Genomic DNA, 12,488 nt, shown 5'->3' with positions numbered 1-12,488 from the left:
CCACTTGGATCGGGGCGATCAGCCGGTGTTCTGCAGGCCCTGCGACACGCCGTTGACGCACGCTACCAGCGCCCAGAGCAGGTCGTCTTCCTTCGACCCCGCCTCGCGCCAGCGCCGGAGCAGGTCGACCTGGAGCACGCTCATGGGGTCGACATAGGGATTGCGCAGGCGGATGGATACCGCGAGCCTGGGTTCATCGTGCAACAAGCCCGGGGCACCGCGCAGTTTCAGTACCCATCGCAGCGTTCGCTCGAATTCGCTGCGAATCATGCCGAAGAAAGTATCGTGCAGGTCGCCGGATAATTTCGAGAATGCCTCGGCGATGTCGAGGTCCGCCTTGGCCAGCACCATCTCAACGTCCGCCAGCATGCTGCGGAAGAACGGCCAGTCGGCGGCCATCTGCTTGAGCGCCTCTTCCCCCTGCTTCGACGCCACCGCTTCCAGGCCTGCGCCAAGCCCATACCAACCGGTAAGCACGGCCCGGCATTGGGTCCAGGCGAATACCCAGGGGATGGCGCGCAAATCCTGCACGCCCTTCATGCTGCGGCGTCGCGACGGGCGCGAACCCAAGGTCATGTGCTCGATCACGTCGATCGGGGTGGCCGCGCGGAAGTATTCGACGAATCGCGGCGTCTCGACAAACTGGCGATAGGCCTCGCGGCTGCGTGCCGATACGTCGGCCATCACCGCGCGCCAGGTGGCTTCGCGCGGTTCCGCATCCCGGGGCCGCAGCGACGCCAGCAACACCGCGCCCACCGTCTGCTCGAGGTTGCGCACGGCAAGCGCGCGCACGCCGTACTTGCGATGGATCACTTCGCCCTGTTCGGTCACACGCAACACGCCGGCCACCGAGCCGCGCGGGGAGGACATCAGCGCATTGGTGATGCGCGAACCACCGCGGCTTGCCGAGCCGCCACGGCCATGAAAGAAGGAAACGACGATGCCTGCTTCCTGGGCCACCTCCATGAGCTCCACCTGGGCGCGCTGCAGACTCCAGCGCGACGCCACCGTGCCGCCATCCTTGCCGCTATCGGAATAACCCAGCATCACCCATTGACGATCGCCGCGACGGGCCAGGTGGGCCCGGTAGACCGGGTCTGCCAGCAGTGCGCGAAGCGTATCGGGGCCAGCGGCCAGGTCGTCGATGGTTTCGAAAAGGGGCGTCACATCCAGTGGCACACCGCCCTCCTCGAGCATGCCGCCCAGGCGCGCCAGCGCCAGTACCGCCAGCACGTCGGCGGCGCTGCGCGCCATGCTGATGATGTACAGGCCCGTGGCATCCACGCCGTAGCGTCCGCGTGCCTGGGCCAGCGTGGCAAACACGGCCTTGAGCGAACGGGCCGCATCATCGTCTTCCCCGGCGACGAAGCTGCGCTCGCCCGAGGCGTATGGACGCAGCAGCAACGTGCGCTTGCCGGCGTCGTAGCCGGCAAAACCGTTGTCGTCCAGGAGCGCGCAAAGCGCTTCGTCGTGCACGCTGGAGTCCTGCCGGACATCCAGCCTCGCCAGGTGGAAGCCGAACGTGCGCGCGCGCCACAGCACGCGCTGCACGGCATACGCGCCGGCATGGACACCGCCATGGCCAAGCAGGCTTTGCTCGACCAGGTCGATGTCGTCGACAAAGGCCTGGGGCGATTCATAGGCCTCGCCATCACCGTGCAATGTAGCCTGCAGGCGTGCCTGGACCAGGGTCAGGAACGACCGGTAGGGCATGTTCGCGTGGCGCGGGCGAATCGCCGCAGCGGCGGCGGGAAATTTCTCGCGATAGGCATCGAGCCGGCGCGCCAGTTTGCCGTCCACCTCGACCCTGCTATCGGTCTGGCTGAGCAGCCTCGCCAGCGCGCCGATGTCCTGGAAATAGCGCTCGAGCACATGCGTGCGTTGCGCGCTTAGCGAGGCTTCGATGGTATCGGCCCCCACGTTCGGGTTGCCGTCCATGTCACCGCCAACCCAGGTGGCAAAGCGGAGCAGGCGCGGCACCGGTGCCTGGTTGCCGTAGGCTTCGGCCAGCGCCTGGGCCATCGCCTCGTAGAGAGAGGGCAATACGCGATAGATCGGTTGCGCCAGGTAGAAACCGACATGGTCGAATTCATCCTGCACGCTTGGGCGCACCGGCGATGCCTCGGCGGTCTGCCAACCTGCCGAAAGCGCCATGAGGATGCGGGCGTCGTCATCGCGGCGCTCCTGCGGCGTGCGGGTGGGATCGAATTCCTCCACCAGTGCGCGGATGATCTCCTGCTCCTTTTCCAGCAGCGATCGACGCACGGCCTCGGTCGGATGGGCGGTGAACACCGGCTCGATGTCGACCCTGGCCAGCAACGCCATCAACTCGTCGAGCGATACGCCCTGCGCCTTCAGCTGGCCCAGCACCGCGGACAGCGACTCCGGCTGGGGCGATGCGCCCTCGCGCTGGTAATCGCGGCGACGGCGGATGCGATGCACGCGTTCGGCGGTGTTGACGGCCTGGAAATAGGTAGCGAAGGCCCGGGCCAGGGCCTCGGCCTGCCCGGCCGGCAAGCCCGTCAGCAGCTTGCCCAGCACCTCCACGCCCTGCCCGCTGCGCCGCCGGCCGATCGCCGCCGTGCGGACGTGTTCGACCTGGTCGAAGAAGGCTCTGCCCTCCTGCTCGGCCAGCATCTGGCCCACCAGGGTGCCCAGGCGGCGCACGTCCTCGCGCAGGGGCCCGTCGTGGGGCAGGAATTCGGGGTCGCGAGGGGTTTCCATGGGTCGAAGGCCTTGCACGCTGCAAAGCAGCAAGCATACCCAAACCATGTCATATATCCGTTCATACGGAAGTCGAGATATAATCGGACTTCCGTTTTGCCCGTCGAGGGGCGCTGCGACCTGGGCCGATCCGAACCGATCGCACCATGGCCAGGCTCGACGCGGCAGCTGCACAACGGCGCCCCCGTACCCAACCGGAGCTACGCCATGAACGCCGTCACCAAAGAATCCCCCAAGCACGACTACAACGTCCGTGACATCTCCCAGGCCGACCTCGGCCGCCGCCGCATCCGTATGGCGGAAGAGGAAATGCCGGGCCTGATGCAGATTCGCGCCCGCTACGCCAAGGAGAAGCCGCTCAAGGGCGTTCGCCTGTCGGGCTCGCTGCATGTGACCAAGGAAACGGCCGTGCTGGCCGAAACCCTGCGCGAACTGGGCGCCTCGGTGCGTTGGGCTTCGTGCAACATCTTCTCGACCCAGGACGACGTCGCCGCCGCGATGGCCGTTGGCGGCCTGCCGGTCTTTGCCTGGAAGGGCGAGACGCTCGAGGAATACTGGGACTGCACGCTCGACATGCTCACCCACCCGGGCGAGACCGGCCCGCAGCTGATCGTGGACGACGGTGGCGACGCCACCCTCCTGATCCACAAGGGCCTGGAACTGGAGAACGGTTCGGATTGGGTCAACAGCCCGGGCGCCAACCACGAAGAACAGGTCATCAAGGATCTCTTGAAGCGCGTCGCCAAGGAACGGCCGGGCTTCTGGAAGAAGGTCGCCGCCGAATGGCGCGGCGTCTCGGAAGAAACCACCACGGGCGTGCATCGCCTGTACCAGTTGGCCGAGGCCGGCCAGCTGCTGGTGCCGGCGATCAACGTCAACGATTCGGTGACCAAGTCGAAGTTCGATAACCTCTACGGTTGCCGTGAGTCTCTGGCCGATGGCATCAAGCGCGCCACCGACCTGATGGTCGCCGGCAAGGTGGCCGTGGTCTGCGGTTATGGCGACGTCGGCAAGGGCTGCGCGCATTCCCTCAAGGGCTTTGGCGCCCGCGTGATCGTGACCGAGATCGACCCCATCAACGCCCTGCAGGCGGCGATGGAAGGCTTCCAGGTCACCATGATCGAAGAGACGCTCGGCACCGCCGACATCTACGTGACCACCACCGGCAACAAGGACATCATCACCTTCGAGCACATGTCGAAGATGAAGAACAACGCCTTGGTGTGCAACATCGGTCACTTCGACAACGAGATCCAGATCGATCGCCTGAACGGCGCCAAGGATGTCTCGCGCGAGACCATCAAGCCGCAGGTCGACCGCTATACTTTCGCCGGTGGCAATGCGATCTACATGCTGGCCGAAGGCCGCCTGGTGAACCTGGGCTGCGCCCATGGCCACCCGAGCTTCGTGATGTCCAACAGCTTCTCCAACCAGACGCTGGCCCAGATCGACCTGTGGACAAACAAGGACACCTACGAAAAGACGGTGTACCGCCTGCCCAAGAAGCTCGATGAAGAAGTAGCCCGCCTGCACCTTGAGCAGATCGGCGTGAAGCTGACCAAGCTCACCCAGGAACAGGCTGACTACATCGGCGTGCCGGTGGAAGGCCCCTACAAGCCGGACCACTACCGCTACTGATCGTCTGGACGTTCGCGTGAAAAAAGGCGACCTTCGGGTCGCCTTTTTTTGTATCGGCCAGTCATCTGGGGCCTATATACCATGGGCAGGCAAGCATTCGACACCGGATGGACGTCGTCCAGCCGCGTCTAGCGAAAACCAGCCATCACTTCCTTGCGCTGGTTGACCACCCGCCGATTGTCCTCGGTGTGCGGTGTACCAGTGACGGCGCCCTGGTAGGTGAGAAGCGGGCTGGACCAACGCAGTAGCGGCGGGCAGCGACGCCCGAAGGTGCAGGGATACGCCATCACCGTGCCCCAGTCACCCCGCGGATGCTGATAGCCATGACCGTAGGAATACGGGCCCTGGCCCTGGCGCCGTTCGTGGCTGGCCCCATAGTTGTGGCCAATTTCGTGGGTGAAGGTGTAGTTGCTCGTGCACGCCGCCTGGGTGACCGAGAACGCCTGGCTCTGGTTCACATTCAGCCACGCCACGCCACAGCTGAACCTCATGCCGTTGGGTTCATGGATCAGCAGGGTGACGAGGTCGGCCTTGTGCACTTCGCGCATTTGGTGAATTTGATCGATCGAGCCGTCGCGCGGATTCGTCAGGCGGTTGAGGTCGGTGCCCTGGTTACCCGATTCGGTATACGAAATGGCGAACGCCCTATCGGCGGCCAGTCGAACGCCACCATCGATATTGCTGTTGGTGAAGCCCATGTTCATCTGCGCGATCAGCAAGCGAGCCAGGCCTGTCTGGTCGGGATATTGCGCCGCCGCACGCCGCGCGAACAACACCAGGACGTCGGCGGTAGCGCCTTCAGCTGCCCGCGGCGTCGACGGCGTTTCGCCAAACGATGGCGCGCTTTCCATCAGGCGCAGGTCACCTTCGTCGTGCATGGGAAGCATCGAGGGATCCTGCGTGTACAGCACATGGCCACCGGTATGCAGCGGACGGATCTCGTACACCTTGCCGCCGTAACGGATGTCGCCGGTGAGCATGCTGCCGTTGCGCACAAGCAGGGCGTAGTTGTCGGTGCCGGCGGGTGCATCGGACCAGGACGCATCGGCATCCAGCCGCCCCTGCCAGACGAGCGAACCATCGGCGAAGGTTTCCGCCGCGGCGCGTTCGAAGGTGAGTTCGACACCCGGCTCGAGCGCCAACGAAATCGCCTGCGTACCGGCCTGAAGCACCGCGGTGTTGGCACTGGCCTGACGCAGGATCGTATTGGCCGGGTTCTGTGCGATCGCGGCAAGGCTGGTGTCGGCAGACGTCGCCAGCATCATGGCCGGTTGTGCGGACAGCAACGAAGGCGCCGCGGCGGTTGCAAGGCAGGGCGCGGCCAGGGCCGCTGCTAGCAAGCAGGGAAGACTGAGTCGGTTCATGGAGGGTCCTTCTGAAAGTTGCACCGCCCCGGGGACAGTGGCGCCCGTCGTGGACGCATGAAGGAGCTTCGACTTTCCCGGGCAGGGAATATGCCGGTGCGGCGCCCCATTTGGCGTGGGCGGCCCACGGAGTCCCGGTCGTGTCCCGATGTCGGCGCTGACGGCGAGGTGGGTGTTTTCGTCAGCTCCATCTTTTCATCTCAATACAAAGATATATACTGTTGCAACTCCCTTCACCGGACCGCCCATGGCCGCCCTCAGCTTCGAGTTCTTCCCTCCCAAGACCGATGAACAGCGCGGCCAGCTCGATACCGCCGCTGGCCGCCTGGCTGCGTACGATCCGGACTACGTCTCGGTAACCTTCGGTGCCGGCGGGTCGACCTTGAGCTACACCGATCTGACCGTGAGCCATCTGCGCGAGAAACACGGTTTCAGCGTGGCGCCGCACCTGAGCTGCATGGGCGGCACGAAGGCCGAGATCGCAGCATTGCTCGATGGCTACAAGGCCGGTGGCTGCAAGCGCATCGTGGCGCTGCGCGGCGACCTACCCTCGGGCATGGCAAGCCCGGGCGACTTCCGCTATGCCTCGGAACTGGTGTGCTTCATCCGCGAACATAGCGGTGACCATTTCCACATCGAGGTCGCAGCGTATCCGGAGACCCATCCCCAGGCCGATGACGCGCTGAAGGACCTGCGGCACTTCGGAGCGAAGGTAGCCTGCGGCGCCAACGGCGCGATCACCCAGTACTTCTTCAACGCCGACGCGTATTTCCGTTTCGTCGACGACGTGCGCAAGCTGGGCGTCACCATCCCCATCGTGCCCGGCATCATGCCGATCGCCAATTTCACCCAGCTGAGGCGCTTTTCCGAGGCCTGCGGTGCGGAAATCCCCCGCTGGCTGGTCAAGCGCATGCAGGCCCACGGCGACGACGCGGTTGCCACGCGGGAACTTGCGGCCGATGCGGTGGGCGAACTGTGCCAGCGTCTTCTCGACGGCGGCGCGCCGGGCCTACACTTCTATACGATCAACCGCGCCAAGGCCACCCAGGCGGTGCTGGCAAGGATCGGCATCCACGGCAAGGGATGACACGGGCCGCAACCGGTTAGGCTTGGCCGATGCGCCTTGCCTTCCTTGCCTTGCTTTTCCTCGCCCCGGCGGCGTTCGCCCAGGATGCGATCCATCGTTGTGTCGCCGCCAACGGGCAAGCAGTATTCACCGACCAGACTTGCCAGGCCCTCGATGCCCAGCCGGCGGCTCCCGCACCACAGCCTGGCACCGCGACCAACGTCGATCCAACGGCCACCTCGCTGGCGCCCACCTTGTGCGCCGCCGACCTCGATACGCTTCGTCAGGCCGTTGCCGACGCCTTCGCAGCCCGGGATGCCAACCGCCTGGGCGGCATCACCCTCTGGGAGGGCGGTCGTGAGGACGCCGTGGCCAACCTTCGCCAGTGGGCGGGCCTGGTGCGCCAGCCGCTACTGGCGGTGGAAGGCAACGAACACGACGGCCTGACGGTTCGCACGTCGGGCAGCGGCGGCAGCAACGAAGCCCATTTTGGCCTGCGCCGGCGCTCCGGCTGCCTCTGGCTCGCTCCCGGCTGATGAGGCCTCAGGCGACGCGTCGGTTAGAATGGGCAGTCTGATTGGAGAAGCCCATGTCGCAACAATACCCCGAGTGGATCTGGCAGAACGGTGCGATCAAGCCCTGGCCAGAGGCCACGGTGCACGTCATGGCGCATGCCCTGCACTACGGTTCGTCCGTGTTCGAAGGCATCCGCAGCTACGCCACGCCCGACGGCGCGGCGATCTTCCGGCTGACCGATCACTTAAAGCGCTTGTACATGTCGGCGAAGATCTACGACATCGTCATCCCCTACAGCATCGATGAACTCGCCGCCGCCTGCCGCGAGGTCGTCAAGAAGAACGGACTGGCGGCGGCGTACCTGCGACCGGTGGCCTTCCGCGGCCTGGGCGGCTTCGGCCTGTCCGCCGAGTGCCCCACCGACACCGCCGTGGCAGCCTGGCCGATGGGTCCCTATCTTGGGCCCGAGGCACTCAAGCAGGGCATCGACGCCTGCGTGTCGAGCTGGCAGCGCTTCGCGCCCAACACCATTCCCGCCGGTGCCAAGGCCGGTGGCAATTACCTTTCCGGCCAGTTGATCGCGCGCGAAGCACGTCGCCTGGGCTTCGGCGAAGGCATCGCACTGGCATCGTCCGGGCTCTTGAGCGAAGGCGCCGGCGAGAATCTCTTCCTGGTGTTCGACGGCGCGCTGCATACGACGCCTGCGAGTGCGTCCATCCTCACCGGCATCACCCGCCACACGCTGATGACGCTGGCGCGCGAGGAAGGCATCGATGTGATCGAGCGCGACCTGCCCCGCGAGTCCCTCTACATGGCCGACGAGATCCTCATGTGCGGCACGGCCGCGGAAGTCACCCCGATCCGTTCCGTGGATGGCAAGAAGGTGGGCTCGGGCGCCGCAGGCCCGATCACGCGCCTGTTGCAGGATCGCTTCTTCGGCCTGTTCGATGGCAGCACGGCCGATCGTTGGGGCTGGCTCGAACCGCTCTAGGCAAACGCCAGGCGGGCGGCGTGCAGGGCGATCTGCGCGTCCTCGCCGGTAGATACCACCGCCATATGGGTCGGGCCGATCCCGGCCCAGTGAAGGCCTTCGACGATGGCATCGCGCACGGCGTTGTCGTGTTCGCCGATACCGCCGGTGAACACCAGCAGGTCGATGCCGCCCATCGACGCTGCCATGGCCGCGATGCCCTTGCGCGCGGCATGCACGAACACATCGATGGCCAGTTGGGCCGCGGGCTCCTTCGATGCGTGCAGTTCGCGCATGTCGCTGGAAACACCCGACAACCCCTTCAGCCCCGACTCCCCGTTGATGCACGTGTCCAGTTCGTCTGCGGACCAGTCCTTTTCACGCATGAGCCATTCGATCACACCCGGATCGAGGTCGCCCGGGCGTGAGCCCATGACGATGCCGCCGGCGGGTGTCAGGCCCATGCTGGTATCCACTGATTGCCCATCGAGCACGGCGGTGACGCTCGCGCCGTTGCCCAAATGGGCAATCACCGTGCGCGCGGGCAGATCCGGCCCCAGTTCGCGGACGATCGACTCACACGACAGGCCATGAAACCCATAGCGTTCGATGCCTTCATCGCGAAGCGCACGCGGCAGCGGCAGGATGCGTGCTACCTCGGGCATGGTCGAATGGAAGGCGGTATCCAGGCAGGCGACGGCAGGCACGCCGGGAAACACCTCGCCGGCGCGACGGACGATCTTCAATGCCGCCGGCACGTGCAGCGGTGCAAAGGCCCTGGCCGCATCGAGCATCCGCAGCACTTCGCCATCGATGCGCCGATGTCCGCGCAGCTTGGGCCCGCCGTGCACGATGCGATGGCCGATGGCCTGCACTGGCGGTTGCATCTTGAGCACATAGGCGATGCGGTCGAGCGCGTCGCCGGGCGCATCGACATCGATGCCATGCACGCGGATGCCGCCATCGTGGGCGGTGTCGGCATCACCGGCGATGCGAACGTGGGCCGTGTCCGCATCGACGTCGAACAAGCCGAACTTCAAGGTCGACGAACCAACGTTCAGGGACAGCACCGTGGTCACTTGGCGCCCTTCCATTGCCAGTCGCGGATGCCGGGCATGTCCCGCCCGTGTTCGCTAACGTAAAGGCGATGCTTCTCGATGCCCGTCCAGTAATCATGGGCTGCGGCCTGGCGAAGGTGCTCGAACCGCGGAATGCGATTGATAGCATCAAGGGCAAGCTGGAACCGGTCGAGGTTGTTCAGCACCATCATGTCGAAGGCCGTGGTCGTGGTGCCTTCTTCCTTGTAACCGCGCACGTGGATGTTGTCGTGGTTGTGGCGGCGATAGGTGAGCTTGTGCACCACGCCGGGATAACCGTGGAAGGCGAAGATCACCGGCCTGTCACGGGAAAAGAGTTCGTCGAACTGGTCGTCGTCCATGCCGTGCGGGTGTTCTTCGTTGGGCTCGAGCGACATCAGGTCCACCACGTTGACCACACGGATGCGGATGTCCGGCGCGAAATCGCGCAACAGCATCACCGCCGCCAGGGTCTCCACGGTCGGCGCATCACCAGCGCAGGCCATCACCACGTCCGGATCGTCTTCGCCCTGTCCCGCCCACGACCAGATGCCCGCGCCAGCGGCGCAGTGGCGCACGGCTTCGTCCATGGCCAGCCACTGCCAGTCCGGTTGCTTGCCGGCGATGATCAGGTTCACGTACTGCCTGCTGCGCAGGCAATGATCGGCCACCGATAGCAGGCAATTGGCATCCGGAGGCAGGTATATCCGCACAACTTCCGACTTCTTGTTGGCCACGTGGTCGATGAAGCCCGGATCCTGGTGTGAGAATCCGTTGTGGTCCTGGTGCCATACGTGCGAGGTCAACAGGTAGTTGAGCGACGCGACCGGAGCACGCCACGCGATCGTGCGCGTGGTCTTGAGCCACTTCGCGTGCTGGTTGAACATCGAATCGATGATGTGGATGAAGGCCTCGTAGCACGAGAACAGGCCGTGCCTGCCGGTCAGCAGGTACCCCTCCAGCCAGCCCTGGCATTGATGCTCGCTCAGCACTTCCATCACCCGGCCGTCGGGAGAAAGGTTCTCATCCACTTCCTCGACCTCGGCCATCCATGCCTTGCCGCTGGCCTCGTATACGGCCTCCAGGCGGTTGGATGCGGTTTCGTCGGGACCGAAAAGACGGAAGTTGGCCGTAGCCATGTTCTTGCGCATCACCTCGCGCAGGAACTTGCCCAGCACGCGCGTGGCCTCGGCCTTGTGATCGCCCGGGGATTTCACTTCCTCGGCGAAGTCGCGGAAGTGCGGCATCTCCAGTGGCTTGAGCAACAAACCGCCATTGGCATGCGGATTGGCACCCATGCGACGGCGCCCCGTCGGCGCCAGGGCGGCAAGTTCATCGAGGAACTTGCCGTGCTCATCGAATAATTCTTCGTGCCGGTAACTACGCAGCCAGTCTTCCAGGATCTGCAAATGCCCGGGCTTGTCGAAGTCGGTAATCGGAACCTGGTGCGCACGCCAGGTGCCCTCCACCGGCTTGCCGTCGACGACCTTCGGGCCAGTCCAGCCCTTGGGCGTGCGGAACACGATCATCGGCCAGCGCGGGCGGGTGGTGTTGCCGCTTTGGCGCGCTTCCTTCTGGATACTGCGGATCCGGGCCATGCATGTATCGAGGGCAGCGGCCAGCGCCTGGTGCATCTTCATCGGCTCATGGCCTTCGACGAAGTGCGGCTCGTAGCCATAGCCGTGCATCAGGTCGGTGAGTTCATCCTTGCCGATGCGCGCGAGCAAGGTGGGGTTGGCGATCTTGAAGCCGTTCAGGTGCAGGATCGGAAGCACCGCGCCGTCGCGTGCCGGGTTCAAGAATTTGTTCGAATGCCAACTCGTGGCAAGCGCGCCGGTTTCCGCCTCGCCGTCGCCAACGATGCACGCCACCACCAGGTCCGGATTGTCGAAGGCCGCACCGAAGGCGTGCGACAGGGAATACCCAAGTTCCCCGCCCTCGTGGATCGATCCCGGCGTCTCCGGAGCCACGTGGCTCGGTACGCCATAGGGCCAGGAGAATTGCCGGAACAACTGCCGCATGCCATCACGATTGCGCTCGATGTGCGGATAGGTTTCGGTGTAGGAACCTTCAAGATAGGTGTGCGCGACCAGTCCCGGGCCGCCGTGGCCGGGCCCGATCACGTAAATCATGTCCACGTCCTGCTCGGTGATCAGCCGGTTCAGGTGCACGTAGATGAAATTGATGCCAGTGGTGGTGCCCCAGTGACCAAGCAGGCGGTGCTTGATGTCGCCGATTTCCAGGGGCCGCTCCAGCAAGGGATTGTCCCGAAGGTAGATCTGGCCGACGGTAAGGTAATTGGCCGCGCGCCAGTAGGCGTCCATCTTGCGCAAGAGGGATTTCGACAAGACATCGGCCATCGGGAGCTCCGGCTTCGTTGCGGTGGAGCGCCCATGCTGCGCCGCCAGATATTTCAGCCGCGTGAAGTCATTCCAGGGCGAGCCATGCCTCAAGTTCCTGCAACGCCGCCAGCAGGGCGCGGGACGACGACGGGACGTTCCCGGTGCGCGCTTCCTCTTCCACGGCGCGTGCGAGTTCCCGGAGGCGGGGAGCCCGGGCCCAGCCGAAGATACTGGCGTACTGATGGGCGATAGTCGCCACGGCGACCGCATCGGCCGAATCGATTGCATCGGCGATCGTGCTGCGGTCCCGGCCGGCCTGGGCCTTGAGCTGTGCGATGAACCCCGCCGCTTCTTCGCCCATGGCCCCGCGAAGATTCGCAACGATCGTAGCCGGCCCCTCCACGGCCACCTCCGTGCCTGGCGATGCCGATTCCGGGAGATAGCGCTCGAGCATGGATTTGAGTTCACCCAGGCGCAGCGGCTTGGTCACCACGCCATCGGCGCCCGCACGGCGGCAGCGCTCGATCAGTTCGGGTAGCGGACTGGCCGTCATCGCCAACATCGGCAAATTCCAGCCCGCCGCACGCACGCGGCGCATCAATTCAAAACCGTCCATGCCGGCCATGAAACAGTCGGTAAGCAGCAAGCCGTAGGCGGTTGAGCGCATGCATCGCAAAGCTTCCTCGCCGTCACTGGCCACGTCACAAGCGAAGCCCAGCATGCGCAGCTCCCGCACCAGAAGACGCTGGATCAGCGGCTGGTCGTCCACCACCATCACCAGCCGCCCTTCGC

At 65.0% G+C, this 12,488-nt stretch carries 9 protein-coding genes and 1 riboswitch; of the genes, 4 read left to right on the top strand and 5 right to left on the bottom strand.

What is annotated here, in order from left to right; all coding sequences use genetic code 11:
• Positions 1-18: 18 nt before the first annotated feature.
• Complete coding sequence (ppc, locus tag VK519_RS15405; protein WP_324351208.1) at positions 19-2,724, bottom strand: phosphoenolpyruvate carboxylase; 2,706 nt, start codon at positions 2,722-2,724, stop codon at positions 19-21.
• Between the two features lie 99 nt (positions 2,725-2,823).
• Positions 2,824-2,915, top strand: a riboswitch (S-adenosyl-L-homocysteine riboswitch).
• A gap of 16 nt (positions 2,916-2,931) precedes the next feature.
• On the opposite strand from ppc, the gene ahcY reads away from it, so the two are divergent.
• Positions 2,932-4,362 (top strand): adenosylhomocysteinase, encoded by a 1,431-nt coding sequence (gene ahcY / locus VK519_RS15400; protein WP_324351206.1) that lies wholly within the window; start codon positions 2,932-2,934, stop codon positions 4,360-4,362.
• Between the two features lie 128 nt (positions 4,363-4,490).
• Here ahcY and VK519_RS15395 read toward each other — a convergent pair whose 3' ends face one another.
• A complete protein-coding gene (locus VK519_RS15395) occupies positions 4,491-5,726 on the bottom strand; it encodes a M12 family metallo-peptidase (RefSeq protein ID WP_324351203.1) in 1,236 nt (411 codons plus the stop codon).
• Positions 5,727-5,973: 247 nt separating this feature from the next.
• Between VK519_RS15395 and metF the strand changes: the two genes are divergently transcribed.
• Genes metF through VK519_RS15380 form a run of 3 tightly spaced genes read left to right on the top strand, consistent with a single transcriptional unit; the run spans position 5,974 to position 8,299 of the window.
• On the top strand, positions 5,974-6,813 hold the full coding sequence (gene metF / locus VK519_RS15390; protein ID WP_324351201.1) for a methylenetetrahydrofolate reductase [NAD(P)H]: 840 nt from the start codon (positions 5,974-5,976) through the stop codon (positions 6,811-6,813).
• Positions 6,814-6,842: 29 nt separating this feature from the next.
• The gene (locus VK519_RS15385; protein ID WP_324351199.1) at positions 6,843-7,328 is read left to right on the top strand and encodes a DUF4124 domain-containing protein; all 486 of its coding nucleotides are present in this window, start codon (positions 6,843-6,845) and stop codon (positions 7,326-7,328) included.
• A 53-nt stretch (positions 7,329-7,381) separates the two neighbouring features.
• A complete protein-coding gene (locus VK519_RS15380) occupies positions 7,382-8,299 on the top strand; it encodes a branched-chain amino acid transaminase (protein ID WP_324351197.1) in 918 nt (305 codons plus the stop codon).
• Here VK519_RS15380 and VK519_RS15375 read toward each other — a convergent pair.
• The 3 genes from VK519_RS15375 to VK519_RS15365 all read right to left on the bottom strand — a co-directional run.
• Positions 8,296-9,357, bottom strand: coding sequence for an acetate/propionate family kinase (locus VK519_RS15375; RefSeq protein ID WP_324351195.1), 1,062 nt, complete (start codon positions 9,355-9,357; stop codon positions 8,296-8,298). The two genes, VK519_RS15380 and VK519_RS15375, sit on opposite strands and share 4 nt — an antisense overlap.
• Complete coding sequence (locus tag VK519_RS15370; RefSeq protein ID WP_324351193.1) at positions 9,354-11,714, bottom strand: phosphoketolase family protein; 2,361 nt, start codon at positions 11,712-11,714, stop codon at positions 9,354-9,356. Before VK519_RS15370 ends, VK519_RS15375 begins: the two co-directional genes overlap by 4 nt.
• A 67-nt stretch (positions 11,715-11,781) precedes the next feature.
• Positions 11,782-12,488 (bottom strand): response regulator (locus VK519_RS15365; protein ID WP_324351191.1); only part of this gene is annotated, 707 nt, incomplete at its 5' end.

Source organism: Pinirhizobacter sp., assembly GCF_035317885.1.
GTDB lineage: Bacteria > Pseudomonadota > Gammaproteobacteria > Xanthomonadales > Rhodanobacteraceae > Pinirhizobacter.
Note: the sequence above shows the minus strand (reverse complement) of the source record. Positions and strands in the feature narration are given on the sequence as shown.